We start from the raw sequence: 24,483 nt of genomic DNA, 5'->3' as shown, positions 1-24,483 counted from the left end.
GGATCGCGGCTCGCAATACGCCGCTGGGGCGCATCGCGACCTTCTCGCCGAGCACGGCTTCGTCGGCTCCATGAGCCGGCGCGGAAACCCTTACGACAACCCGCAGGCCGAGAGTTTCATGAAGACTCTGAAGGTGGAGGACGCCTATCTGATGGAATACGAGACCTTCGAGGACGTCGCCGCCGGCGTGCCGAGGTTCATCGAAGCCTACAACCGGCGGCGCCTCCACTCAGCCTTGGGGTATCTCAGCCCCGTCGAATTCGAGGAACGCAACGCCCGCGCCTCTGTCAAAACCGCCGCCTGAGCCGGTCCGCCCGAAGGGGCGCACTCCAGGGGCCGTTCACTCTGTCGGTCATTTTAGAGTCTCATTGTACCTATTAAGAAGAGAGCAACTTCCATTTCCAAACCCCTTACGGGGCCGCGGCGCTCCCGGCGCGGACGCCGCCCCAGAGGACGACATCATGGTCGACGGTGCGAATCGCGAGATTTTCGGGAGCGAGGGCGACGACACCCTGGCCGGCGACGGCCCCTACGACGCGGTGTTCGGGGGCGGCGGGAACGACGAGCTGTCCTCGCCCGGGACCGGCGGCGCCATCTGGGGCGGCGAGGGCGACGACCGCATCTCCGGTTCGCCCGGCGGATTCGAGAACCTCTACGGCGACGGCGGCGCCGACCGCTTCGCGCTGCCCGACTTGACCCGCGCCGCCGCTTTCGGGGGCGAGGGCGACGATCTCTTCGAGGTGGCCGAGCGCTTCTCGGGCCTGATCGTGGGCGGCGACGGGGTCGACGTCCTGGCGCTGGAGGGCGACGCGGCCGACTACCGGCTGCGCACCGACGGCATCCAGCACGCGGACGGCTCGGCCTTTCTCAACATGGCCGGCATCGAGATCGTGCGTTTCGCCGACGGCGACGTGCTGCTGGCGGAGCGGTTCCCGGGCGAGATCCGCGACTTCGAAGGGCTGTCCATCTCCGGCGCGACGGTGACGTTCGTGGGGACGGACGCGCGCGACTCGATCTGGGAGAACCGCGGCGACGCCACCGACCTGATCTTCTACGGCGGCGGGGGGAACGACAACGTCCGCCTCGAATCCGGCGAGGGCCAGCACCGCATCTGGGGCGGCGAGGGCGACGACCGCATCGACGCGCAGGGCTGGGACACGCGGATCTACGGCGGCGAAGGCGACGACGTGATCGCCGCGGGCTACGGCCAGCAGGTGGTGGACGGCGGCGCCGGCCGCGACGTGGTCGACTACGGCTCCCGCTCTATGGACGAATACAGCATCGAGATCCTGGGCGTGGGCGCCGCGCGGATCAGCTGGAACGTCTCCGACTTCTTCCGCATCTCCTACGCCTGGGTCGAAACCGAGGGCGTGGAGCTGCTGCGCTTCAAGGACGGCGAGATCTCGCTCTCCGGCGTGCCGGTGACCGATGCCGAGCGCTTCGAGGCGGTCGAGGGCGGCCCGACCCTGCGCATCGCCGCGGCCGAGCTGCTGGAGGGCGACGTCGACCCGCTGGGCGGGCCGCTGACGCTGGTCGCGGTGCGCGACGCCGTGGGCGGGACCGTGGCGCTGACCGCGGGGGGCGAGGTGCGCTTCGCCCCCCTGCCCGGCTTCCACGGCGAGGCGAGCTTCGACTACGTCGTCGCCGGCCAGGGCGGGGAGAGCGTGCAGCAGGTGATCGTAGACGTCGCCTCGACCAACCGCGCGCCGGTCGCGGCCGACGACGTCTTCGCCGGCGCGGTCGGGGGGCATGTCTCGGGCGACCTTCTGGCCGACAACGGCGCGGGTCCGGACCGGGACCCCGACGGCGACGCGCTGCGCGTCGCCAACATCGACGGCACGCCGATCAACGCGTTCGGCCGCGCCGTCGTGACGCTCGCGCATGGCGTCGTGGTGCAGGTGGACTGGCGCGGCCTCGTGGAATGGGACCTCTCGTCGGTCGAGGGCGTGGGCCGCGGCGAGACGGTCGAGGTCTCTTTCAGCTATGTGCTCGCGGACCCGGAGACGGCCCTCGACACCGGCCGGGCGACCCTGACGCTGAGCGGCCCGCCCGCGGCGGTGCGCGGCGGCGGCGGTTCGCAGCGGCTGGCGGGAACGGCGGCGGACGACCTGATCTACGGCGGCCGGGGCGACGACGTGCTGCTGGGGCGCGTCGGCGACGACCGCCTGTTCGGCGGCGGCCAACGCGACCTGCTCAAGGGCGGCGCCGACGACGACGCGCTGCGCGGCGGCGGGGGAAGCGACCGGCTCGACGGCGGCGAAGGCGACGACGTCCTGCGCGGCGGTCTCGGGCGCGACAAGCTGGTGGGCGGCGCGGGCGACGACCGGCTTGCGGGCGGCGGCGGGGGCGACCGCTTCCTGTTCCGGCCCGGCGACGGCGCCGACGTGCTCGTGGACTTCGACCCCGCCCGCGACGTGCTGGCCCTGCGCGGCTTCGACCCGGACGCGGGTCTGGCCGTCGTCGACGACGGCGCCGACGCGCTGATCGTGGGACAAGGCGTCTCGATCCGACTGCTCGACGTCTCGGCGGCGGAACTGGCGGGCTGGGACCTGTTCTCCTGACCCCCATCCCGTCCCCCCGCCCGGAAAAAGACCGCATGACGTCTCGCACGGTGCTGATCACGGGATGCTCCAGCGGCATCGGGCTGGACATGGCGCGCACGCTGGGGGCGCGCGGCTGGCGGGTGCTCGCCGCCTGCCGCAGGCCCGAGGACGCCGAGCGGCTGGCGGCGGAGGGGCTGGAGACGCTGGTCCTCGACTACGCCGACCCCGAGAGCGTGGCCCGCGCGGCCGAGGAGACCCTGGCCCGGACCGGCGGCCGGCTCGACGCGCTGGTCAACAACGGCGCCTTCGCGATCCCCGCGCCGCTGGAGGACATCCCGCGCGAGGGGATGCGCGAGATCTTCGAGACCAACCTGATCGGCTGGCACGACCTGACCCGCCGCCTGCTGCCCGCCCTGCGCGAGAGCCGGGGGCGGGTGGTCAACGTCTCCTCCGTGCTGGGGTTCCTGTCGCTGCGCTACCGCGGCGCCTACAACGCCACCAAGTTCGCGCTGGAGGGCTGGTCCGACGCCCTGCGCCGGGAGCTGGAGGGCCCCGAATCCCCCGCCCCCGGCTGCCGCGTCGTGCTGATCGAGCCGGGTCCGATCCGCTCGGCCTTCCGGCGCAACTCGCTGATCGCCTCCCGGCGGTGGGCGGCGCGCGAGGGCTCGGCCTGGAGCCGCGCCTGGGAGGAGAAGATCCTGCCCCGGCTGGAGGCGGAGGAGAGCCGGACCTCGGCCCGCTTCGAGCTCGGCCCCGAGGCGGTGACCGCCCGGGCGATCCATGCGCTGGAAAGCGCGCGGCCCCGCGCGCGCTATTTCGTGACCGCGCCGACCTGGGTCGCGGCGCTCGCCAGACTGGCGCCGACCCGGCTTCAGGACCGGCTGTTCCGCGGCGATCACTGACCGCCGGTCGCGACGCGTCCACGCGGCGCGGTGGCGCCGGCCGGCGCTTGCATTAGGTATTGGCCGGACGAAGGAGGACCGATCATGGGTCAAGCTCTTCTATGGATCGCGCTGATCGCCTGCCTGGCGGTGCTGGGCATCCTGCTGTTCGGCGTCAGCAGCTTCGCCAGGGGCGGAGACTTCAACCGCAAGTACGCCAACAAGATCATGCAGCTCCGCCTGCTGGCGCAGGCCATCGCGGTGGTGCTGATCCTGGTGGCCGTGGCCGCGCTGCGCTCGGGCAACTGAGCGGCGCGCCCGGCGCGAGGCGAGAGAATCGGAACCGAGGGGGGATGCACGGCCGATGGTGGTGCTGAACAAGATCTACACGCGCACCGGCGACAAGGGCACGACCGCGCTGGGCGACGGCAGCCGCCGGCCCAAGCACGACCTCAGGGTCGAGGCCTACGGAACCGTCGACGAGACCAACGCCACGGTCGGCCTCGCGCGGCTTCATGCCGAGGGCGTCCTGGGCGGCGAGATGGACGCGGCGCTGGCCCGCATCCAGAACGACCTCTTCGATCTCGGCGCCGATCTCTGCCGGCCGGAGCCTGCCAAGGACGCCGAGGCGAAATACCCGGTGCTGCGCATGGAGCAGAGCCAGGTCGACCGGCTGGAGGCGGAGATCGACGCGATGAACGCCGATCTCGAGCCCCTGCGCAGCTTCGTGCTGCCCGGCGGCTCGCCGCTGGCGGCGCATCTGCACCTGTGCCGGACGGTCTCGCGCCGGGCCGAGAGGCTGGCGGCGCGGCTGGCGGAGGTCGAGGCGGTCAACCTGCCCGCGGTGGTCTATCTCAACCGCCTGTCGGACTGGTTCTTCGTGGCGTCGCGCGCGGCCAACCGCGGCGGCGCGGGCGATGTTCTTTGGGTCCCGGGGGCGAACCGCTGAGCGCGGCGGCCTGACCGGCGGCGACCGGCGCTGCGCGAAAGCGCCGCGCAAGATTCTTGCGCAAAGGGCGGTGGGGACGCTTGTGCGACCCTGCGCCCTTTGCGAGATACCGGGGCGGATGCTACCTCGCGGCGCGCAGTTGACGTGCGCGTCCGCGTCGGCCGCCCCTTCCCCCCGCGAGGGGGGAGCTCCGGGGACCGCCGGCGCCGACGCGCCGCCCCGGGCCGCCTGGCGGCCGTGGACTCGACGACGGGCCTACCATCCGGCCGGCAGGCGGTGTAGAGCCCGAAGGAACGATCGGCGCGCGCTCGGCGCGTCGGAAGGACCGGCGCGCGCCCCCCGCGCGCCGAGAAACTGGAGGAGAAGCGCGCGATGAAGGTGCTCGTGCCCGTCAAGCGCGTGATCGACTACAACGTGAAGGCCCGCGTGAAGGCGGACGGATCGGGCGTCGATCTCGCGAACGTCAAGATGTCGATGAATCCCTTCGACGAAATCGCCGTGGAAGAGGCGATCCGGCTGAAGGAGAAGGGCGCGGCCGAGGAGATCGTGGTGGTCTCGATCGGCGTCAAGCAGGCCCAGGAGACGCTGCGCACCGCGCTCGCGATGGGCGCCGACCGCGCCATCCTGATCGAGGCCGCCGACGACGTTCACACCGACATCGAGCCGCTGGCCGTCGCCAAGCTCCTGAAGGCCGTGATCGACGAGGAGCAGCCCGGCCTGGTCATCGCCGGCAAGCAGGCGATCGACAACGACATGAACGCCACCGGCCAGATGCTGGCGGCGCTGCTGGGCTGGGGCCAGGCCACCAACGCCGCCGAGATCGAGATCGAGGGCGACGTGGCCAAGGTCACCCGCGAGATCGACGGCGGCATGCAGACCCTGAAGGTGAAGATGCCCGCCATCATCACCGCGGACCTGCGCCTGAACGAGCCGCGCTACGCCTCGCTGCCCAACATCATGAAGGCGAAGAAGAAGCCGCTGGATGCGAAGACCGCCGCCGACTACGGCGTCGACGTCGCGCCCCGGCTGACCATCGTCGCCACCACCGAGCCGCCCGCCCGCAAGGCCGGCGTCAAGGTCGAGTCGGTCGACGAGCTGATCTCCAAGCTCAAGAACGAAGCGGGGGTGCTGTAACATGGCCGTTCTGCTGATCGCCGAGACGCTGGCGGGCGAGCTCGCCACCGACGCCACCGCCAAGGCCCTGAGCGCCGCCAAGCAGCTGGGCGACGTCACGATCCTGGTCGCGGGCGAGCATGCCAAGGGCCCGGCCGAGGCCGCCGCCAAGCTCGACGGCGTCGCCAAGGTGCTCTGCGCCGAGGATCCGATGTTCGGCCACAACCTGGCCGAGCCGACCGCGGCGCTGGTCGTGTCGCTCGCCGGCGACTACGAGCACATCGTCGCCCCCGCCACCATGGCCGGCAAGAACCTGCTGCCCCGCGTGGCGGCCCTGCTGGACGTGATGGTCATCTCCGACGTCGCCGAGGTGAAGGGCGCGGACGAGTTCGTGCGTCCCGTCTACGCCGGCAACGCCATGCAGACCGTCAAGTCCTCGGACGCCAAGAAGGTCCTGACGGTGCGCACCGCCAACTTCGAGGCGGCGGGCGAGGGCGGCTCGGCTTCCGTCGAGGAGATCGGCGCCGCCGAGAACCCCGGCGTCTCCGAGTGGGTCGAGGACAAGATCGCCGCGAGCGACCGTCCCGAGCTGACCTCGGCCAAGCGGATCATCTCCGGCGGCCGGGCCATCGGCTCGAAGGAGAACTTCGCGATCATCGAGAAGGTCGCCGACAAGCTGGGCGCCGCGGTCGGCGCCTCGCGCGCGGCGGTCGACTCGGGCTACGCGCCCAACGACTGGCAGGTCGGCCAGACCGGCAAGGTCGTGGCGCCGGAGCTCTACATCGCCGTCGGCATCTCGGGCGCGATCCAGCACCTGGCGGGCATGAAGGACTCCAAGGTCATCGTGGCCATCAACAAGGACGAGGAGGCGCCGATCTTCCAGGTCGCCGACTACGGCCTGGTCGCGGACCTGTTCGACGTGCTGCCGGAGCTCGAAGGCAAGCTCTGATCCCCCCGCGGATCGAGACGACGAGGGCCGCCCCCCGGGGCGGCCCTTTTGCATGGGGCCAGCCCCGGGCGGCGCCGCCCGACCCCGCGCCCGGCCGCCGCCCCCCCCCTCCCGCCTCGCCGGAGATCGCCGGTCCAGAGCGCCTGCGACGGCAGGGGGCTATCTATCTCGGCGCGCTTGCATTTCCGGGGCATCCGCCTAGGCTCGATCCTGCATATTCGAAGCTGATCGGAGCCTGTGATGCCAGATGGAAGCCCCGCCGCGTCCCGGCGCAGCATCGTCGTGTCGGAGTTCACCAACAGCGTCCTCGACCCGGACGCGCCGATGCTGGGCCCGGTCGAGGACGGCGGCACGATCATCGCCAACACCGCGCCGGGCTGCTGGGGGCCGATGATCACCCCGCGCCTGCGCGGCGGCCACGAGGTCACGACGCCCGTCCGGGTCGCCGGCGCCGAGGTGGGCGACGGCATCGCCATCCGCATCCGCGACATCACCGTGACCTCGACCGCCACCGCCTCGGGTCACGACAGCTCGCCGGAGGGGTTCTGCCTCGGCGACCCCTATGTCGCCGCGCGCTGCCCGGTCTGCGACGCCGTCTGGCCCGAGACCCATGTCGAGGGCATCGGCCAGGACGCCGTGAAATGCGACGGATGCGGAAACGCGGTCAAACCCTTCGAGATCGTCCACGGCTACACGGTCGCCTTCGACGACACGCGCAGCGTCGGCCTGACCCTGCCCGCCGCCTCGGCCGAGACCATCGCCCGCGACGCGAACCACTACGCCGCCCTGCCCGACGGAAGCCGCCAGCACTCGATCCTCACCTACGCGCCCTCGGACATGCCCGGCACGCTGGTGCGGATGCGGCCGTTCATGGGCCAGCTCGGGACCTGCCCCTCGATGGCCATGCCCGACAGCCACAACGCCGGCGATTTCGGCGCTTTCCTGGTCGGCGCGCCGCACGCCTATGCGATAACCGAGGAGCAGCTCGCCGAGCACAAGACCGACGGCCATCTCGACATCGACGCCGTGCGCGCCGGGGCGATCCTGATCTGCCCGGTCAAGGTGAAGGGCGCGGGCGTCTACATGGGCGACATGCATGCCGGCCAGGGCGATGGAGAGATCGCCGGCCACACCATGGACGTGGCCGGCAGCGTGACGCTCCAGGTCGAGGTGGTGAAGAACTACCCGCTCGACGGGCCGGTGCTGTTCCCGCTGGAGGAGGACCTGCCGCCGCTGGCCCGACCCTTCACCGCGGCCGAGCTGGCCAGGGGCCGGCGGCTCGCAGGCCGGTGGGGCGTCTCGGAGATCGAGCCGACGGCGCCGATCTCGGTGATCGGCACGGCGGCGAACCTGAACGCGGCGATCGACAACGGGCTGGCGCGCGCCGCGAAGCTGCTGGGCATGACGGTGGCCGAGGTGCGCAACCGCGCCACGGTCAACGGGGCGATCGAGATCGGCCGCGCCCCGGGCGTCGTCCAGGTGACCTTCCTGGCCCCGCTGGCCCGGCTCGACGCCGTCGGCCTGGGCGACTACGCGCGCGAGCAGTACGGCCTGTGACGGCGGATCGTCGCCCGGAGCGCCGAGCCCCCGGGCCCCGCGTTTCGGGCGAGGTCCCCGGTCCCTTCGTTCAGGGGGGCGACGCGCCGCCCGATCCGCGAGGCGCAGGGGATCGCCGCCGGCGCGGGAGGCCGACCGGCGATGGGCGGCGATTCCGCCTTGCGGCAAGAGGGGGAGCGCCGGGGTCGGGAGCGGCTCTCGCGCCCGCTGCGCGGACGCATCGCCCGCCCGCCGACCCCGTCGCGACGCCCGCCGGCGGCGGGGTCGGCGGGCGGGCGTCCCGGCCGCGCAGCGGCCGGCAGAGCCGCCCCCGACCCTGCCCGTCCGGGCGCCGGGCCCGGGGCCTCACGGCGCCTTGGCGGTGACCTCGATCTCGATCTTCATGGCGGGCGAGATCAGCCCGCACTCGATCATCGTGGCCGCGGGGGGCGCGTCGCCGAAGACCTCCTGCAGGACCGGCCAGCAGGCTTCGAAATCCGCGCGGTCGGGCAGCATGTAGGTCACGCGCACCACATCGCCGAAACCCGCGCCGAACTCCGCCAGCGCCCGGCCGATCGTGCCCAGCGTGTTGCGGCACTGGGCGACCACGCCGTGGGGCATCTCGCCGGTCTCGGGATCGGTCCCGGTCGAGCCGGAGACGAAGATCCAGCCGTCCGCCTCGAGGGCGCGGCAATAGGCGAGCTTCGCCTCGAAGGGGCCGCCGGAAAAGTGACGTCGAAAGGCCATGCGCTCAGCTCCGTCGCAAATGGGTCGCGCCGGACCATGCCCCGCCCCGGCGGGCGCGGAAAGGGCCCGCGGCGCCCGGCCGCGCAGGCGCCGGCGACCGGCGCAGGAGGCGCGGGGCGCCGCCGCGGACCCGGCGCGCGCGCAGGGCCCGGGCGGCGGCGGGCGGCCTCAGGCGGCGGCGCGGCTCGGCAGGGTCAGGATCATCGGCCCGCGCTCGGTCGCGACCACGGTGTGCTCGAACTGCACGACCGGCGCGGCGGGCTCGGCGTAGAGGGTCCAGCCGTCGTCGCCCTCGGTCGCCCAGCGGCCGCCGCGGGAGAGGAACGGCTCCACCGTCAGCACCATGCCCTTGCGGATCCGGCGGCGGTCGCCGCGGGTCGGCCAGGTGGGGATCGCCTCGGGCGCCTCGTGCAGGGACCGGCCGACCCCGTGGCTCGCGAGGTTGCGGATCAGCGTGTAGCCGCGCTCGGCCGCGAACCGGCCGATGGCCTTGCCGATGCCGGCCAGCGGGCGGTCGTCGCCGACCTGGGCCACGCCCAGCTCCATCGCCCGCCGCCCGTCGCGGCAGAGCCTGGCCAGCGCCGGCGCCGCCGGCCCCGCCTGGAAGCTGGCCCCGGTGTCGGCGAACCAGCCGTCCTTCGAGGCGGAGACGTCGATGTTCACCAGGTCCCCCGGCGCGATGGTCCGCGGGCCGGGAATGCCGTGGGCGATCTCCTCGTTCACGCTGATGCAGGTGGCGCCGGGAAAGCCGTAGCTGCTCTGCGGGGCCGAGACGGCGCCCTCCCGCTCGAGGAACGCGCGGCCGATCTCGTCGAGCTCGGCGGTGGTCATGCCCGGCTCCAGCGCCCGGCCCATCGCCTGCAGCGCATCGGCGACGACGCGGCCGATCTCGCGCAGCCCTTCCAGCTCGGCGGCCTGGGTGATGGTCATCGCGGCGTCCTTTCTTCAAACGGCGCGGGGCCGCCCCCGGCGGGAGGCGGCCCCGGCAGATCGGTCCCGGCCCGCGGGGCTCAGCCCGCGGAGGTCCCCCACAGCCGGCCCCGCTCCACGATCAGCACCATGACCAGCGAGGCCGCGCCGAAGATGAAGTAGCCCGCCGCCAGCGGCAAGGCGGTGCCGTCGTAGGACTGGCCCACCAGCCAGCCCAGGAAGGCGGCGATGCCGGTGGTGGCCGCGCCGACGAAGGACGAGGCGGTGCCCGCGATGCGGCCCTGCGGCTCCATCGAGATGGCGTTGAAGTTCGGCATGATCAGGCCGAAGCAGTAGAGCTGCAGCATCATCATGCCCATGAACACCGGCAGCGCCAGCGTGCCCGGCAGCATCTCGAGCGCCATGTGCACCCCGCCCACCAGCGCGTAGGCGATCAGGGCGGTGTGGCCGATCTTGCGCATCCCCAGCCGCGCCACGAGGCGCGAGTTGGTGATCGCCGCTCCCGCCATCGCCAGGGCCACGAGCGCGAAGAGCAGCGTGAACAGGCCGCCGGCCGCGTAGACCTCGTTGTACACCTGCTCGGCGGAGTTGATGTAGGCCATCATCCCCCCGAACGCGACGCCGGTGGCGAGCGTGTAGCCCAGCGTGACCCGGGTGCGCACGATCTGGCCGAAGGCCCCGGCGATCCAGGCCAGGCTGAGCGGCTCGCGCAGCTCGCGCGGGCGGGTCTCGGGCAGGCGGACGCCGGTCCAGAACAGGATGGCGAGCGCCACCAGGCCGAGGAACAGGAAGATCTCGTGCCAGTCGCCGAAGAGCAGGATCGCCGAGCCCAGCGCGGGGGCGAGGGCGGGGACGACGATGAACACGGTCATCACGAAGGACATCACCTCGGCCATGCGCCGGCCGCCGTAGAGGTCGCGCACCACCGCCACGGCGACGACGCGGGGGGCGGCGTTGGACATGCCCTGCAGCAGGCGCGCGGCGAGCAGCACCTCGAAGCTGGGGGCGACCAGGCAGATCATCGCGGCGGCGGCGTAGACCGCCAGCCCCGCGCCCAGCACCACCTTGCGACCGAACCGGTCCGAGAGCGTGCCGTAGAACAGCTGGCCGACGCCGAAGCCGACCATGTAGAGCGTGATCACGAGCTGCTGGGCGTTCGCGTCGACCACCCCGTAGGAGTCGCGGATCAGCGGCAGCGCCGGCAGCATGATGTCGATCGACAGCGCGGTCAGCGCCATCAGGCTCGCCATCATCGCCACGAATTCGGGAAACTTGGGCGCCTGGACGACGCGGGGCGCGTCGACCTGGTCGGGGGTCGTCGAGACGGGCATGGGAGCTCGGGGGTCCTGGGCGGTCGAAATCTTATGGAGACCTTATAATTATAGCGCAGACGGGTCAGGATGCCAGACGTTTTCCGACGCTCGGGCATGCCGCCGGCGCCAGGCTGCCATGCGCGCCGCGCAGGGCGCAAGGCGGGTTCAGCGCCGCCGGGCGACCATCCAGGCGCCCAGCGCCACCAGCGCGAAGGCGGCGAGGAGCAGGGGCGAGAGCGCCTCGCCCAGCGCCAGGGCCGAGACCACGATGGCGATCAGCGGGGTGAAGAAGTTGATCGTGGCGGCCGAGGCGGGGCCGGCGGCGCGGATCAGCATGTACATGGCGCACATGGCGGCGGCGGTGGACAGGATCCCGTTGGCGGCGATGGCGGCGAGGGGGAGGGGCGCGAAGGCCGGGGCCAGCGACGCGCCGGGCCAGAGCAGCGCCGCGGGGGTCAGCATCGCCGCGCCGCACAGCACCTGGCCCAGCGTCAGGCTGCGCGGGTCGAGATCGGGGAAGCGCTGCAGCAGGATCGAGCCGACGGCGAGGCAGGCGGCGGCGGCGAAGGTCATCGCCACGCCCAGCGCCGCGCCCTCGCCCCCGCCGCCGGTGGCGAGGGTCACGCCCGCGAGACCCACGGCGCAGCCGGGCAGACGGCGCGCCTCGAGCCGGGGGAAGGGCGGCAGCAGGGGCGCCGCGAGCACCACGATCAGCGGGATCGTGGCGAAGACCACGCCGCCGAGCCCGCCCCCGATCAGCGCCTGCCCCGCGGCGAGCAGGAAGAAGGGGACGGCGGTCGAGAAGGCGCCGAGCAGGAGGCTCGCCCCCCAGGCGCGCCGCCCGCGCGGGAAGGGCACGCCCATCGCCCAGAAGCCCAGCGCCAGCGCCGGCGCCGCCGCCCAGGCGCGCAGCATGGCGACCGCGACGGGCGAGGCGGCCTCGACCGCCACGTGGTTGAGCGGGAAGGAGACGCCGAAGCCGATCGCCGCCGCCGCCCCCAGCGAGAGCAGGCGCAGGCGCCGGGCGAGGCCAGCGGGCGCGGCGGCCGGAGCGCTCATGCGCGGGCGCGCCGCGGGGCGCGGCGGGGACGGGCGGCGGGGCGGGGGAGACGGGCGGAGGGCATGGGCCTCCGTCTGCGCCCGTGCAGGCGCGCGGTCAAGCGGGGGCGGGCCGGCGGGACGGCTCTGCCGTCCGCTGCGCGGCCGGGACGCCCGCCCGCCGACCCCGTCGGCGGCGGAGGGGCGGGACCGGAGCCGGGCTCGATCCGGGTCCGGGCGCGGCGCGGCGGCGGGCGCGCGGGCGCGGGCGTGCGGCCGCCGCGAGGACGGCGCGAGGACGGCGGGGCGGCCCCCCGGCGCCGGGATGGTCGTTCGCGGGTGGGCGCCCGGCGAAGGATTCGGGCGGGAATCGTTTCCGCCACGACGGGCTTGCGGCCGGCCTCCGCATTCGCCTAGTCGACAGGCGCCGGCCGCGACGCGGCGCCGCGAAACCGGGCGCCGGGCCGGACAAATTTCCGCAACCGCGAAATCCCCCTTTCGCCCGCCGGCCGGCTTGTCGACAATGCGCCCGCCGGACAACGAGGGAGATCGCCATGTCCTCCAGACTTTCGCTCGCCGCCGCCGCGGCCGCGGCCATCGCAGCCCACGCCCTGCCCGCCGCCGCCCAGGAGCTGACCGAGGTCAGCTTCGGCACCAACTGGGTCGCCCAGGCCGAGCACGGCGGCTACTATCAGGCCGTCGCCGACGGCACCTACGAGGCCTGCGGCCTGAAGGTCACCATCGTCCCCGGCGGCCCGCAGGTGAACAACCGCGCGCTGATGCTGGCGGGCAAGGTCGACTTCTCGATGGGCGGCAACCTGCTGCAGGCCTTCTCGGCCGTGCGCGAGGGCATCCCCCTGAAGGTCGTGGCCGCCCACTTCCAGAAGGAGCCGCAGGTCATCCTGACCCATCCCGGCGCCGCCTCGAGCTTCGAGGACCTCAAGAACCTCGAGACGCTGTTCATCGGCGACAACGGCTTCCAGTCCTACTACCAGTGGATGATCACCGCCTACGGCTTCAAGGCCGAGCAGCGGAAGCCCTACACCTTCAACCCCGCGCCCTTCATCGCCGACGAGAAGTCGGGCCAGCAGGGCTACGTCACCTCCGAGCCCTACGCGGTGGAGACCGAGGGCGGCTTCAAGCCCGACGTGTGGTCGATCGCCGACGCCGGCTTCTCGACCTACGCCACCACCGTCGAGACGATGCAGAAGACCATCGACGAGACACCCGAGGTGGTGAAGTGCTTCGTCGAGGGCTCGGCCATCGGCTGGGCGAACTACCTCTATGGCGACCCCTCTGCGGCGAACGCCCTGATCCAGGCCGACAACAAGGACATGTCGGACGACCAGATCGCCTTCTCGATCGAGGCGATGAAGGAATACGGGATCGTCGACTCGGGCGACGCGCTGGAGTTCGGCATCGGCGCGGTGAAGGGCGCCACCGTGAAGGACTTCTACGACAAGATGGTCGAGGCCGGCGTGACCGAGCCCGGGCTGGACCTGGAGAAGGTCTACACCGAGGAATTCGCCAACTCGGGCGTGGCGCTCGACGTCAAGAAGAAGCTGACCGAGTGATCCGCGCGTGACCCCGGACCTCGCAGACGGGGGCGCGGCTTCGGCCGCGCCCTCCCCCGCCGCCGCCGAGCGCGCCGCGCGGGCGCCGCTGATGTCGGTGCGCAACGTCACCAAGGTCTTCGGACGCGACGTGGTGGCGCTGCGCGGCATGTCGCTGGACGTGCGCCAGGGCGACTTCATCTCGCTGCTGGGGCCGTCGGGCTGCGGCAAGTCGACCGCGCTGCGGCTGATCGCGGGCCTGTCGAACCCCACCTCCGGACGCATCGAATGGGCGGGGGGCGGCCGCACGGACGCCGACCTCGGCGTGGTCTTCCAGGAACCCACGCTGATGCCCTGGGCCACGGTCGCCAAGAACGTCTGGCTGCCGATGCGCCTGCGGGGCAAGAGCTTCGCGAGCTGCCGCGCCGACATCGAGGATGCGCTCGAGACCGTGGGCCTGAAGGGCTTCGAGGGCGCCTATCCGCGCGAGCTCTCGGGCGGCATGAAGATGCGCGTCTCGATCGCGCGGGCGATGGTCACCCGGCCCAAGATGATCCTGATGGACGAGCCCTTCGCGGCGCTCGACGAGATCACGCGCTTCAAGCTCAACAACGACCTGCTGGCGATGCGGGCCAAGCTGAACTGCACGGTGATCTTCGTCACCCACTCGGTCTTCGAATCCGTGTTCCTGTCGGACCGGATCGTGGTGATGGCCGCCCGCCCCGGCCGCGTGATCCACGAGCTGAACGTGGACGAGCCCTATCCCCGCGCCGAGATCTTCCGCACCTCGGCCGAATACGCAGCCCAGTGCCGCGCCGCCTCGGAAGCCCTCAACGAGGCGATGGGCGGAGCGGGCGCGGGACACGAGTGACACCATGACCGTCCGCGACACCGACCCCACCCTGATCGACGCAGACGAACTCGCGCGCCAGCGCCGCCGGCGCGTCGAGAAGATCGCCTCCTGGGTGCTGCCCGCCGCGGTGATCCTGCTGGCGCTGTTCCTGTGGCACTGGACCGTGGTGGCGAACGAGATCCCCCACTACATCCTCCCCGGCCCCGGGCTGGTGGGGGAGGCGCTGGTCGCCAACGCCGCGACGCTGTTCGACAGCTGGGTGATCACCATCCAGACCACGGCCCTGGCGCTGCTGGCGGCGGTGGCGGGGGGCGTCGGCCTGGCGGTGCTGTTCAACCAGTCGCGCTTCGCCGAGATGGCCTTCTACCCCTTCGCCGTCATCCTGCAGGTGACGCCGGTGGTGGCGGTGGCGCCGCTGATCCTGATCTACGTCACCGACCTGGACCTCGGGCTCTTCGTGATCCCCGAGAAGGTGCTGGGGATGCTGATCGTGGCCTGGATCGTGGCCTTCTTCCCGATCCTGTCGAACTCGACGCTGGGGCTCAGGTCCGCCGACCACAACCTGCGCGACCTGTTCTCGATCTACGGGGCGACGCGCTGGCAGCGGCTGCGCTACCTGCAGATCCCGGCCGCCCTGCCCTACTTCCTCGGGGGTTTGCGCATCGCCGGCGGGCTCAGCCTGATCGGCGCGGTGGTGGCCGAGTTCGTGGCCGGCACCGGGGGCATGGGCTCCGGCCTCGCCTTCCGGATCCTCGAGGCGAACTACCGCCTGAAGACGGACCTCGCCTTCGCCGCGCTGATCCTGATCGCGCTGACCGGCGTGCTGATCTTCGCCCTGCTGTCTTTCCTCAGCCACGCTCTGCTGCACAAATGGCACGAGAGCGCCGTCAAACGGGAGGTCTGAGACCTTGGACTTCATGGAGCTGCCGGAGGCCCCGCGCCTGCGGCTGACGAACCTGCGCGCCCCCGCCTGCCTGCTGGGCCGCGAGGGGGACCTCGTCACCCTCGACCTCGCCATCGCCGACGGCAAGCTGGCCGACCCGACCGAGCCCGCCGACGCCGAGGTCGACATGGGCGGCCGCATGGTCTTCCCCTGCTTCACCGACGCGCACACGCATATCGACAAGGGCCACATCTGGGCCCGCTCGCCCAACCCCGACGGCACCTTCATGGGCGCCCTGACCACGGTCGGCGAGGATCGCACGGCGCGCTGGTCGGCCGAGGACGTGCGCCGGCGCGCCGACTTCTCCCTGCGCTCGGCCTGGGCGCACGGGACCCGCAACCTGCGCACGCATCTGGATTCGTCCGCGCCCCAGGACGACATCTCCTGGGCCGTGTTCCGCGAGCTGCGCGAGGACTGGGCCGACTGCATCGACCTGCAGGCGGTGTGCCTGGTGGGGGTCGACGCGGTCGACGGCGGCGCGGCCTGGAAGAAGCTGTCGCAGACCGTGAAGGACTCGGGCGGCGTGCTGGGCACGGTGACCTACCCGATCCCCGACGTGGCCGCGCGGCTCGACATCTTCTTCGAGACGGCCGGAGAACTGGGCCTCGACGCCGACTTCCATTCGGACGAGACGCTGGACCCTTCGTCGGCGACCCTGCGCGAGATCGCGCTGGCCGCGAAGCGCACCGGCTACACCGGCATGATCAACTGCGGGCACTGCTGCTCGCTGTCGACCCAGGACGAGGCGGAGGCGCTGGCGACGCTGGACCTCTGCGCCGAGGTCGGCCTCTCGATCACCTCGCTGGCGATGTGCAACATGTATCTGCAGGATCGCCACGCCGCCCGCACGCCGCGCAACCGCGGCGTCACCCTGGTGCATGAGGCGCGCGAGCGGGGCATCCCGGTGATCTTCGCGTCCGACAACACCCGCGACCCGTTCTACGCCTACGGCGACCTCGACATGATCGAGGTGATGCGCGAGGCGACGCGGATCGCCCATCTCGACCACTCGCGCGGCGACTGGACCGAGGCGTTCCTGACCGCCCCCGCCCACGCCTGCGGCTTCGAGGCGCCCAGCCTCGCCGCTGGCGCGCCCGCCGACCTCGTGATCACGCGCGCGCGGAGCTGGACCGAGCTCTTCGCGCGCCCCCAGACCGACCGCATCGTGCTGCGCGCAGGCCGGGCCATCGACCGGACCCTGCCCGACTACGCCGAGCTCGACGACCTGATGGAGCCCGCATGACCCCCAACGTCCTCGCCGCGAAAGAGGCCCTGGCGCACCTGGACCTCGACGAGAAGCCGGCCTCGGTGAAGGCCAAGAGCCGGGACTTCTTCTGGTATTCGCCGATCCTGAAATCCCGCCTCGACCACCTGGTCGGCGACTTCGTGGTCGCGCCGAAGTCCGAGGCCGAGGTGATCGAGGTCCTCAAGACCTGCTACGAGCACGACGTGCCGGTCACCACCCGCGGCGCCGGCACCGGCAACTACGGCCAGGCGATCCCGCTCTCGGGCGGCTGCGTTCTGCACATGCGCCACATGAACAAGGTGGTCGACATCCAGCCCGGCCGCGTGATCGTGCAGCCCGGCGCGATCCTGCGCGAGATGGACCAGGAGATCATCGAGAAGTCCGGTCAGGAGATCCGCATGTTCTCCTCGACCTACGCCACGGCGACGGTCGGCGGCTTCATCGCCGGCGGCTCGGGCGGCGTCGGCTCGGTCCGCTGGGGCCAGCTTCGCGATCTCGGCAACATCATCCGCCTGCGCGTCGTGACGATGGAGGCCGAGCCCCGCGTCCTGGAATTCACCGGCGAGGAGCTGCACCGCGTCTCCCACGCCTACGGCACCAACGGCATCATCACCGAGATCGAGCTGCCGCTCGCCCCCGCCTACGACTGGGTCGACGTGCTGGTCGGCTTCGACGACTTCATGGAGGGCGCGGCCTGGGCCGAGGACCTGGGCAACCAGGACGGCATCCTCACCAAGCTGATCACCCCGATCGACGCCCCCCTGCCCCACGACTACTTCCTGCGGATCAAGAACCGGATCCGGCGCGAGCAGTCGGTGGTGATCGTGATGGTCGCGCCCCACGCCATGGACGCCTTCATGACCTTCACGGCGCGCACCAAGTCGGCGGAGATCATCTACCGCTCCGACAAGGTGACGCCCGAGGAGAAGAAGGCTTTCGGCGTCGCCTACGAGTATGCGTGGAACCACACTACCCTGCGCGGCCTGCGCGTCGATCCCTCGATCACCTACCTGCAGGCCCGCTACACCCAGCCCGGCGCGCTGGAGCAGGTGAAGCTGCTGCGCGAGACCTTCGGGGACGAGGTGGTCCAGCACCTCGAGGGCATCCGGATGAACGGCAAGCTGAGCTTCGCCGGCCTGCCCGTGGTGCGCTACACCACCGACGAGCGGCTGGAGGAGATCGTGAAGATCCACGAGGACCTCGGCATCTGGATCTTCAACCCGCACCGCTACACGCTGGAGGAGGGCGGCCGCCAGGCGGCCGACGACCGCCAGCTTCAGTTCAAGCGCGAGGCGGACCCCAAGGGCCTGCTGAACCCGGGCAAGATGATCACCTGGGACCGGCCTGACTTCGACTACAGGACCGTCTACGACTACGCCGGCATGCGGAAGCCCGGCTGACGCCGGGCGCCGCGGGTCGAGGCTGCGCCCGGCGGCGCGGCCCCGCCCCCGCGGCTCGTGACCGGGGCGCCGGGGGGCCGACGTCTCCCGCGGCAGCCCCCGCGCGATAGGGGGAGGGAACCCGATGAGCGACTTCGACATTCCGGTCCTGGATTTCTCGCGCTTCCGCGAGGGGGACGCCGCCGCCCGCGCGGGTTTCGCCGGGGAACTGGGCCGCGCCTGCCGCGACACCGGCTTCTTCCTGCTGAAGAACACCGGCATCCTCGACGCCCAGCGCACGGCGATGTTCACCGTCGCCCGCGATTTCTTCGCCCTGCCCGCCGAGGCGAAGGAGGCGGTGGCGATCGCCAACAGCCCCCACAACCGCGGCTACGTCGCCCAGCAGGTCGAGGCGCTGGACCCCGCCTCCGGCGTCGCCGACGCCAAGGAGGCGTTCAACGTCGGCCTCGACCTTGGCGCGGACCACCCCGAGGTCGTCGCCGGCAAGCCGTTCCGGGGCGTGAACCTGTGGCCCGCGGGCGAGCCCACCTTCAAGGCCGAGTGCCTGGGCTGGTACGACGCCTGCCTGCGCCTCGGGGCCGAGCTGCACGAGGCTTTTGCGATCGACCTCGGCCTTCCCGAAGACTGGTTCGTCGACAAGTTCCAGGCCCCGCTGGCGACCCTTCGTCTGCTGCGCTACCCCGCCGGCGGCGAGGGCATCGGGGCAGGCGCCCATTCCGACTACGGCTCGGTGACCCTGCTGGCGACCGACGGCGTGGCGGGCCTGCAGGTGCAGCCCCGCGCGCTGCGGGGGACGGGCGAGTGGCTGGACGTGCCCTCGGTACCCGGCGCTTTCGTCGTGAACATCGGCGACTGCCTCGAGCGATGGACGAACGACGTCTACGTCTCGACGCCCCACCGGGTGCTGGCGCCGAAAGCCGAGCGCTTCTCGATCGCCTTCTTCCTCGACCCCGACCCGGACGCGGAGGTGGCCGCGTTGCCCACCTGCACCGGCCCGGATCGCCCGGCCCGCCACGCGCCCACCACCGGCGCGCAGCACCTGGCCGAGCGCCTGAACGCCACCTACAAGCATCGGAGCTGAGCGGATGACGCGCCGCCTGCACTGGCTGGACTATTCGACCACCGAATACGTCGACATCGACCCGGCGAAGACCATCGCCATCCTGCCCACCGCCGCCATCGAGCAGCACGGCCCCCACCTGCCGGTGGGCGTCGACACCGAGATCAACCTCGGCATGCTGCGCGAGGTCTGCGCGCGGCTCCCCGAGGACCTCGACATCCGCATCCTGCCCGTGCAGGCGGTCGGCAAGTCGAACGAGCACCTCCACGCCCCCGGCACGCTGACCCTCACCGCCGAGACGGCCTTGCGCGCCTGGGTCGAGATCGGCCTCTCGGTGGCCCGCGCCGGCGTCCGGAAGCTGGTGATCGTGAACTCCCACGGCGGCAACCTGGACCTGATCTCGATCGCGACGCGCGAGCTGCGGGTGCGCGCCGGGATGCTGGCGGTGCGCTGCCAATGGGGCGCCTTCGGCCACCCCGAGGGCATGCTGTCCGAGCGCGAAAAGACCTACGGCATCCACGGCGGCGACGCCGAGACCTCGCTGATGCTGCATTTCCGCCCGGAGCTGGTGCGGATGGAGCAGGCGAAGGATTTCCGCTCGACCGCCGAGGGCATGGGGAATTTCCGCTGGCTGCGGCCCACGGGCTCGGTCGCCTACGGCTGGATCGCCAAGGACCTCAACCGGGACGGGACGGTGGGCGACGCCTCGGCCGCCACCGCCGACAAGGGCGCCGCCATCGCCGCGCACCAGGCGAAGGGCTTCATCGAGCTGCTGCGCGAGGTGGAAGCGGTCGACCTCGACAGTTTCGCCGCCTTCGCCGATCCGCCGCCGGGCGCCTGAACCGACGACCGGCCCGGCTGGACCGCGTCGGGAGCGCGCTGCGCCGCCGCGACGCGCTCCCGGATCGCGAGACCGGGCGGGCCGCAAGACAGGCCAGACCGCGGGACAGGGGAGACCGCGGCGCCGGTCGTGTCGCGGCCCGCTTGGATCGCCGCTGGCCTGGCGGCCTTCGGCCGGCGGCGAGGAGGCCGGGCTTCGCCCGGCCATCGCCGCCCGAAGGGCGGCCTGCGCGACCGGCGGAACTCCCGGATCTGATGCCGCGGGCCTACGCCGCCGACTGTAGAACGACAGGCGCCCTCCGATCGCTCGGAGGGCGCCGTTCTTTGCGGCCGGCGGCCTGGGCGCGGAACGCGGCCAGGAGGTCAGGCGGCGCGGTGGGCGGCGGCGCGGGCGTCGGCGTTGCGGAAGAAGCCGATGAGCTCGGCGAGCGAGTCGGACTCGGCCCGCAGGGCGGCGGCGGCGCGGGCGGATTCCTCGGCCAGCGCGGCGTTGCGCTGGGTGGCGTCGTCCATGTGGGTGACCGCCGAGGTGATCTCCTGCATGCCCGTCGCCTGCTCCTGGCTGGCCTGGGCGATGTCCTCGACCGAGCCGGCGATGCCGGAGATCGACTCCAGCAGCCCGCCCAGCGCCTCGCCGGTGGCGTTCACCAGGCGCACGCCGTCGGCCACCTTGGCGCCCGAGGCCGCGATCAGCTCCTTGATGTCGCGCGCGGCCTCGGACGAGCGCTGGGCGAGCGTGCGGACCTCGGAGGCGACGACGGCGAAGCCCTTGCCGGCCTCGCCGGCGCGAGCGGCCTCGACGGCGGCGTTCAGGGCCAGCAGGTTGGTCTGGAAGGCGATGCCGTCGATCACGGCGGTGATGTCGCCGATGCGCCCGGAGCTCGCCTCGATCTCGGACATCGAGGAGACGGCGTCGCCCACCACCGCCTGCCCGCGCTGGGCCCGGGCACGGGCCTCGCGCGCCATGGCGGCGGCGTCGCGGGCGCCGTCGGCGTTGGTGGCGATGGTGGCCGAGATCTCCTCGACCGTCGCCGTGGTCTCCTCGATGGCCGACGCCTGCGCCTCGGTCCGCCCGGAGAGGTCGCGGGCGCCGCCGGAGACCTGCTCGATCGAGCGGCGGATCGCCACCTCGGCCTGCTTGATGTCGCCGACGAGCGTGGCGAGCCGGTCGATGGTGCGGTTGAGGCTGACGGCGACATGGCCGAAGCGGCCGGCGTGGTCCTCGCCCACGCGGTGGGAGAGGTCGCCCTCGGCCATCGCGGCGACCGGGCGGTCGACGTCGGTCAGGAAGGCGTCCATCGTCTCGCAGATGCGGTTCACCTGGGCGGCGACGCGGTCGAGGTTCTCGTCCGCGCCGGCGCCCAGCTTCAGCCGGCGGCCGAACTCGCCCTGCGCGGCGGCCGCGGCGGCGGCGTCGATGTCGGCGAGCAGCGCCAGATCCTCGGTCCGGTCGAGCCATTCGACCACCGTGCCCAGGCGCTTGCCGCCGGCGCCGTGGATCGGGCTGACGGTCAGGCCGAGGCGACGCTCGCCGAGGCGGATGTCGGTCGCGATGGTCCGGGTCAGCGACTTGAGCATCCCTGCCTGATGGGCGCGGCTGGCGTGGAAAACGTTGAAATCCATGCCCTCCAGGTTCTCGGCGTCGAAGCCTGGAACCCGCTCGCGCACGGCGCCGGCGACCCGGTTCAGCACCGTCTTCAGGCCGGGGCTGACGTAGGTGATGCGGTCCTCGTCGTCGGCCACCATCAGCAGCACCTGGGCGCTGTCGACGGCCTGCTTGAGGCGCGTGGCCTCCAGTCCCTTGGCATGGATCGCGGTCATCGCGCGCGCCAGGGCCCCGATCTCGTCGCGGCGGCGCTGGCCGGGCACACGCTCGGACTCGCCGTTCAGCAGGCGGGTGACGGCGCGCTCCATCGCGGTCAGCGGTTTGCCCACGCTGCGGTGCAGGGCCCAGAGCGCGACCAGCGCCACCGCGCCCCCGATCGCAAGCCCCAGCAGCGCGTTGCGCCAGGCGGCGGCGGCGACCTGCTCGGAAATCGCCGCGGCGCTCCAGCCGACGGCGAGGGCGCCCACCGTCTCCTGGTCGGCGCCGAAGCCGACGGGGCGGACCTGCAGAAGCCCGTCGGCCGAGCTCCAGGAGAGGCCCGAGGCGATGGCCTGGCGCACGGCGGCGTCGACCTCGCCGCCCGCGGGCGGCTGGCCGGCGGAGGCGAGCAGGCCCGCGTCGCCCCCGTAGGCGGCGGCGCCGACCAGGTTGCGGCCGTTCGCCTCCGCCAGCCGCACGAGGTCCGCCTCGATGATGTCGCCCTTGCCGAAGCGCACCGCGCCGCCGAGGCCGGAGGCGGTGAGCTGGGTGATCTGGGCGACGCCCGAGGCGAAGACCGAGTGCCCCAGCCGCGCCTGCTGCCAGGCCGAGAAGCCCGAGAGGATCGCCGTCAGCAGGCCCGCGGCCAGCGCCGCGGCCAGCGCGATGCGCAGCCCCAGGCGGGCGGGCGGCCGGCCGGATGCGGGCGCGCCGGCGGCGGCGGGGCGAGCGGCGGAAGAAGAGGCGGCCGGGCTCATCGAGGGTTCTCCGCGGTCAGGAGCGGCCGGCGGCGGGCGGCCGCCGGCGAGGGGTCGGCGGGGCTTAGTCGAGATACTCGACGTTCACCCCGAAGGTGATCGCGCCCACCGGGGCGCCGGCGGCGTCGACCACGGTCAGCGAGACCTGGGACTGGTAGGTCTGCGTGCTCTCGTCGAGTTCGACGTCCGAGACGTGCACGGCGCCGGGGCCGACGAGGTAGGTCTGCGACCACTTCTCCTCGTCCCCCTGCCAGTAGTCGGAGGTCGGCTCGGACACCGCGACGTTCAGCCCGACATGATCCATCAGGATCACCTCGGTGATCAGGCCCTGGCTGGCGTCGCGGATCTCGACCAGGCGGGCGGAGGCGGGCCTGCCCGACACCTGCTCGACCAGCGGCGCGGCGGCGCCGCCGACCTGCGCGCGCCATTCGGCGTCGAGCGCGTCGATCCGGGCCTGGTCGGGCTTGCCGGCGGCGTTCTGGGCCGCCACGGCCTCCACCAGCAGCGGCTCGGCCGCGAGGGCCGCGAGCCGCTCGGACGCCATGGCGCGCAGGCGGGCGTCGAACTCCGACGCGCCGGGGAAGGCGGCCTCGGCCGACATCAGCAGCGCCAGCGCGGCGATCGCCGCGCCCGAGGCGACGCGGCGGAGGGGGCGGGTGGCGGGGGCGGCTGGGCTCATTCTGATCTCCCGGAAAGCCCGCGTCGGGCGGGAAGGGCGCGGCCGGACCGCACGCCCGGCGCGCGGACTTTTCGCCTGCGGAAGCTACCGTCAGGTTAATCGCCCGCCGGATCGCGACCGCGGCGTCAAGGCCCGCCCGCGACGGTTCCGTCAGCCGTTCCGCCCCTATATACAGGCCGCGGATCACATGGCGGCCGGAACGCGCCGCCTCGCGACAGCGCCAGGAGGAGATCGGAACATGACGGTGAAGGTTGGCATCAACGGGTTCGGCCGGATCGGGCGCAACGTGCTGCGCGCCATCGTCGAGAGCGGCCGCACCGACATCGAGGTCGTCGCCATCAACGACCTGGGCCCGGTCGAGACCAACGCCCACCTGATCCGCTACGACAGCGTGCACGGCCGCTTCCCCGGGACCGTGACCGTGTCGGGCGACACGATCGACGTGGGCCGCGGCCCGATCAAGGTCACCGCCGAGCGCGATCCCAAGGCCCTGCCCTGGGGCGACGTCGACATCGCGATGGAGTGCACCGGCATCTTCGCCGACAAGGAGAAGGCCTCGGCGCATCTCGCGAACGGCTCGAAGAAGGTGCTGGTCTCGGCCCCCGCGGGCGGCGCCGACAAGACCATCGTCTACGGCGTGAACCACGGCACGCTGACCCGGGAGGACAAGGTCGTCTCGAACGCGTCCTGCACCACCAACTGCCTGGCGCCGGTCGCCTACGTGCTCGACAAGGCGGTGGGGATCGAGAAGGGGTTCATGACCACCATCCACTCCTACACCGGCGACCAGCCGACGCTGGACACGATGCACAAGGACCTCTACCGCGCCCGCGCCGCGGCCCTGTCGATGATCCCGACCTCGACCGGCGCCGCCAAGGCCGTGGGCCTGGTGCTGCCCGAGCTGAACGGCAAGCTGGACGGCGTGGCGATCCGCGTGCCGACGCCCAACGTCTCGGTGGTGGACCTGACCTTCATCGCCAAGAAGTCGACCTCGGCCGAGGAGATCAACGCCGCGATCAAGGCCGCGGCGGAGGGCGAGCTGAAGGGCGTGCTGGGCTACACGCTCGAGCCGCTGGTCTCGTCCGACTTCAACCACGACCCGCACTCGTCGGTGTTCCACATGGACCAGACCAAGGTGATGGACGGGACCATGGTCCGCATCCTGACCTGGTACGACAACGAGTGGGGCTTCTCCAACCGCATGTCCGACACCGCCGTGGCGCTGGCCGCGACGATCTGATCCGGGCGGAAGCGCCTGTCGCGGCGGGATTTTCCGTCGCGATGCGGATACTGAGCTTGGCGAGCGCCGGCCCCTCGGGGCCGGCGCTCCGCATTGGGGGCGCCGGCG

At 72.4% G+C, this 24,483-nt stretch carries 22 protein-coding genes; 16 read left to right on the top strand and 6 right to left on the bottom strand.

Annotated elements, in window-relative coordinates; all coding sequences use genetic code 11:
• From BM064_RS23185 to BM064_RS23150, 8 genes are all read left to right on the top strand, one after another.
• Positions 1 to 304: integrase core domain-containing protein (locus BM064_RS23185; protein ID WP_143103432.1), on the top strand; the 304-nt coding region annotated here is incomplete at its 5' end.
• A gap of 157 nt (positions 305 to 461) precedes the next feature.
• Positions 462 to 2,561, top strand: a complete 2,100-nt coding sequence (locus tag BM064_RS23180) for an Ig-like domain-containing protein (RefSeq protein ID WP_092864707.1) — start codon at positions 462 to 464, stop codon at positions 2,559 to 2,561.
• A 35-nt stretch (positions 2,562 to 2,596) separates the two neighbouring features.
• Complete coding sequence (locus BM064_RS23175) at positions 2,597 to 3,445, top strand: SDR family NAD(P)-dependent oxidoreductase (RefSeq protein ID WP_092864704.1); 849 nt, start codon at positions 2,597 to 2,599, stop codon at positions 3,443 to 3,445.
• 84 nt (positions 3,446 to 3,529) lie between these two features.
• Positions 3,530 to 3,733, top strand: a complete 204-nt coding sequence (locus tag BM064_RS23170; RefSeq protein ID WP_092864701.1) for a twin transmembrane helix small protein — start codon at positions 3,530 to 3,532, stop codon at positions 3,731 to 3,733.
• Positions 3,734 to 3,788: 55 nt separating this feature from the next.
• Positions 3,789 to 4,373: a cob(I)yrinic acid a,c-diamide adenosyltransferase gene (locus BM064_RS23165; RefSeq protein WP_092864698.1), complete on the top strand. Its 585-nt coding sequence runs from the start codon at positions 3,789 to 3,791 to the stop codon at positions 4,371 to 4,373.
• 372 nt (positions 4,374 to 4,745) lie between these two features.
• Complete coding sequence (locus BM064_RS23160; RefSeq protein ID WP_092864695.1) at positions 4,746 to 5,507, top strand: electron transfer flavoprotein subunit beta/FixA family protein; 762 nt, start codon at positions 4,746 to 4,748, stop codon at positions 5,505 to 5,507.
• 1 nt (position 5,508) lies between these two features.
• Positions 5,509 to 6,435 carry an electron transfer flavoprotein subunit alpha/FixB family protein gene (locus BM064_RS23155; protein ID WP_092864692.1) on the top strand — a complete coding sequence of 309 codons (927 nt, stop codon included), beginning with the start codon at positions 5,509 to 5,511 and terminating at the stop codon, positions 6,433 to 6,435.
• 240 nt (positions 6,436 to 6,675) lie between these two features.
• Entirely contained in the window at positions 6,676 to 7,992 is a 1,317-nt protein-coding gene (locus BM064_RS23150; RefSeq protein ID WP_092864689.1) for an acetamidase/formamidase family protein, read from the top strand.
• 345 nt (positions 7,993 to 8,337) lie between these two features.
• Here the strand turns inward: BM064_RS23150 and BM064_RS23145 are convergent, their stop codons facing one another.
• The 4 genes from BM064_RS23145 to BM064_RS23130 form a co-directional block, all read right to left on the bottom strand.
• Complete coding sequence (locus BM064_RS23145; RefSeq protein ID WP_092864688.1) at positions 8,338 to 8,718, bottom strand: RidA family protein; 381 nt, start codon at positions 8,716 to 8,718, stop codon at positions 8,338 to 8,340.
• 168 nt (positions 8,719 to 8,886) lie between these two features.
• Entirely contained in the window at positions 8,887 to 9,648 is a 762-nt protein-coding gene (map, locus tag BM064_RS23140; RefSeq protein ID WP_092864685.1) for a type I methionyl aminopeptidase, read from the bottom strand.
• A gap of 80 nt (positions 9,649 to 9,728) precedes the next feature.
• Positions 9,729 to 10,979: a multidrug effflux MFS transporter gene (locus BM064_RS23135; RefSeq protein ID WP_092864682.1), complete on the bottom strand. Its 1,251-nt coding sequence runs from the start codon at positions 10,977 to 10,979 to the stop codon at positions 9,729 to 9,731.
• Positions 10,980 to 11,126: 147 nt separating this feature from the next.
• Positions 11,127 to 12,020 carry a DMT family transporter gene (locus BM064_RS23130; protein WP_092864679.1) on the bottom strand — a complete coding sequence of 298 codons (894 nt, stop codon included), beginning with the start codon at positions 12,018 to 12,020 and terminating at the stop codon, positions 11,127 to 11,129.
• 533 nt (positions 12,021 to 12,553) lie between these two features.
• On the opposite strand from BM064_RS23130, the gene BM064_RS23125 reads away from it, so the two are divergent.
• From BM064_RS23125 to BM064_RS23095, 7 genes are all read left to right on the top strand, one after another.
• Positions 12,554 to 13,573 carry an ABC transporter substrate-binding protein gene (locus BM064_RS23125; protein WP_092864676.1) on the top strand — a complete coding sequence of 340 codons (1,020 nt, stop codon included), beginning with the start codon at positions 12,554 to 12,556 and terminating at the stop codon, positions 13,571 to 13,573.
• A gap of 91 nt (positions 13,574 to 13,664) precedes the next feature.
• The gene (locus tag BM064_RS23120; protein ID WP_092864737.1) at positions 13,665 to 14,423 is read left to right on the top strand and encodes an ABC transporter ATP-binding protein; all 759 of its coding nucleotides are present in this window, start codon (positions 13,665 to 13,667) and stop codon (positions 14,421 to 14,423) included.
• 4 nt (positions 14,424 to 14,427) lie between these two features.
• On the top strand, positions 14,428 to 15,309 hold the full coding sequence (locus BM064_RS23115; protein WP_092864673.1) for an ABC transporter permease: 882 nt from the start codon (positions 14,428 to 14,430) through the stop codon (positions 15,307 to 15,309).
• Between the two features lie 13 nt (positions 15,310 to 15,322).
• Entirely contained in the window at positions 15,323 to 16,591 is a 1,269-nt protein-coding gene (locus BM064_RS23110; protein ID WP_092864734.1) for a cytosine deaminase, read from the top strand.
• The gene (locus tag BM064_RS23105) at positions 16,588 to 17,994 is read left to right on the top strand and encodes an FAD-binding oxidoreductase (protein WP_092864670.1); all 1,407 of its coding nucleotides are present in this window, start codon (positions 16,588 to 16,590) and stop codon (positions 17,992 to 17,994) included. The genes BM064_RS23110 and BM064_RS23105 overlap by 4 nt, the downstream gene beginning before the upstream one ends.
• A 124-nt stretch (positions 17,995 to 18,118) precedes the next feature.
• Entirely contained in the window at positions 18,119 to 19,075 is a 957-nt protein-coding gene (locus BM064_RS23100; protein ID WP_092864667.1) for an isopenicillin N synthase family dioxygenase, read from the top strand.
• A 4-nt stretch (positions 19,076 to 19,079) separates the two neighbouring features.
• A complete protein-coding gene (locus tag BM064_RS23095) occupies positions 19,080 to 19,895 on the top strand; it encodes a creatininase family protein (protein WP_092864664.1) in 816 nt (271 codons plus the stop codon).
• Between the two features lie 362 nt (positions 19,896 to 20,257).
• Here the strand turns inward: BM064_RS23095 and BM064_RS23090 are convergent, their stop codons facing one another.
• Positions 20,258 to 22,456 carry a methyl-accepting chemotaxis protein gene (locus BM064_RS23090; RefSeq protein ID WP_092864660.1) on the bottom strand — a complete coding sequence of 733 codons (2,199 nt, stop codon included), beginning with the start codon at positions 22,454 to 22,456 and terminating at the stop codon, positions 20,258 to 20,260.
• A gap of 64 nt (positions 22,457 to 22,520) precedes the next feature.
• A complete protein-coding gene (locus BM064_RS23085) occupies positions 22,521 to 23,135 on the bottom strand; it encodes a hypothetical protein (protein WP_245779258.1) in 615 nt (204 codons plus the stop codon).
• A 238-nt stretch (positions 23,136 to 23,373) separates the two neighbouring features.
• On the opposite strand from BM064_RS23085, the gene gap reads away from it, so the two are divergent.
• Entirely contained in the window at positions 23,374 to 24,375 is a 1,002-nt protein-coding gene (gene gap, locus BM064_RS23080) for a type I glyceraldehyde-3-phosphate dehydrogenase (protein WP_092864657.1), read from the top strand.
• Positions 24,376 to 24,483 lie beyond the last annotated feature (108 nt).

The organism is Albimonas pacifica, assembly GCF_900113695.1.
GTDB classification, from domain to species: Bacteria; Pseudomonadota; Alphaproteobacteria; order Rhodobacterales; family Rhodobacteraceae; genus Albimonas; species Albimonas pacifica.
The sequence above is the reverse complement of the archived record's forward strand: the minus strand, read 5'-3'. Positions and strand labels throughout refer to the sequence as shown.

What these genes read in the sequence shown, in the direction of transcription:
- BM064_RS23120 (WP_092864737.1), top strand. Translation starts at nt 13,665, where the DNA reads ATGTCGGTGCGCAACGTCACCAAGGTCTTCGGACGCGACGTGGTGGCG.
- BM064_RS23100 (WP_092864667.1), top strand. Translation starts at nt 18,119, where the DNA reads ATGAGCGACTTCGACATTCCGGTCCTGGATTTCTCGCGCTTCCGCGAG.
- BM064_RS23155 (WP_092864692.1), top strand. Translation starts at nt 5,509, where the DNA reads ATGGCCGTTCTGCTGATCGCCGAGACGCTGGCGGGCGAGCTCGCCACC.
- BM064_RS23150 (WP_092864689.1), top strand. Translation starts at nt 6,676, where the DNA reads ATGCCAGATGGAAGCCCCGCCGCGTCCCGGCGCAGCATCGTCGTGTCG.
- BM064_RS23175 (WP_092864704.1), top strand. Translation starts at nt 2,597, where the DNA reads ATGACGTCTCGCACGGTGCTGATCACGGGATGCTCCAGCGGCATCGGG.
- map (WP_092864685.1), bottom strand. Translation starts at nt 9,648, where the DNA reads ATGACCATCACCCAGGCCGCCGAGCTGGAAGGGCTGCGCGAGATCGGC.
- BM064_RS23110 (WP_092864734.1), top strand. Translation starts at nt 15,323, where the DNA reads ATGGAGCTGCCGGAGGCCCCGCGCCTGCGGCTGACGAACCTGCGCGCC.
- BM064_RS23105 (WP_092864670.1), top strand. Translation starts at nt 16,588, where the DNA reads ATGACCCCCAACGTCCTCGCCGCGAAAGAGGCCCTGGCGCACCTGGAC.
- BM064_RS23125 (WP_092864676.1), top strand. Translation starts at nt 12,554, where the DNA reads ATGTCCTCCAGACTTTCGCTCGCCGCCGCCGCGGCCGCGGCCATCGCA.
- BM064_RS23145 (WP_092864688.1), bottom strand. Translation starts at nt 8,718, where the DNA reads ATGGCCTTTCGACGTCACTTTTCCGGCGGCCCCTTCGAGGCGAAGCTC.
- BM064_RS23085 (WP_245779258.1), bottom strand. Translation starts at nt 23,135, where the DNA reads ATGAGCCCAGCCGCCCCCGCCACCCGCCCCCTCCGCCGCGTCGCCTCG.
- BM064_RS23095 (WP_092864664.1), top strand. Translation starts at nt 19,080, where the DNA reads ATGACGCGCCGCCTGCACTGGCTGGACTATTCGACCACCGAATACGTC.
- BM064_RS23090 (WP_092864660.1), bottom strand. Translation starts at nt 22,456, where the DNA reads ATGAGCCCGGCCGCCTCTTCTTCCGCCGCTCGCCCCGCCGCCGCCGGC.
- BM064_RS23180 (WP_092864707.1), top strand. Translation starts at nt 462, where the DNA reads ATGGTCGACGGTGCGAATCGCGAGATTTTCGGGAGCGAGGGCGACGAC.
- gap (WP_092864657.1), top strand. Translation starts at nt 23,374, where the DNA reads ATGACGGTGAAGGTTGGCATCAACGGGTTCGGCCGGATCGGGCGCAAC.
- BM064_RS23135 (WP_092864682.1), bottom strand. Translation starts at nt 10,979, where the DNA reads ATGCCCGTCTCGACGACCCCCGACCAGGTCGACGCGCCCCGCGTCGTC.
- BM064_RS23165 (WP_092864698.1), top strand. Translation starts at nt 3,789, where the DNA reads ATGGTGGTGCTGAACAAGATCTACACGCGCACCGGCGACAAGGGCACG.
- BM064_RS23130 (WP_092864679.1), bottom strand. Translation starts at nt 12,020, where the DNA reads ATGAGCGCTCCGGCCGCCGCGCCCGCTGGCCTCGCCCGGCGCCTGCGC.
- BM064_RS23170 (WP_092864701.1), top strand. Translation starts at nt 3,530, where the DNA reads ATGGGTCAAGCTCTTCTATGGATCGCGCTGATCGCCTGCCTGGCGGTG.
- BM064_RS23115 (WP_092864673.1), top strand. Translation starts at nt 14,428, where the DNA reads ATGACCGTCCGCGACACCGACCCCACCCTGATCGACGCAGACGAACTC.
- BM064_RS23160 (WP_092864695.1), top strand. Translation starts at nt 4,746, where the DNA reads ATGAAGGTGCTCGTGCCCGTCAAGCGCGTGATCGACTACAACGTGAAG.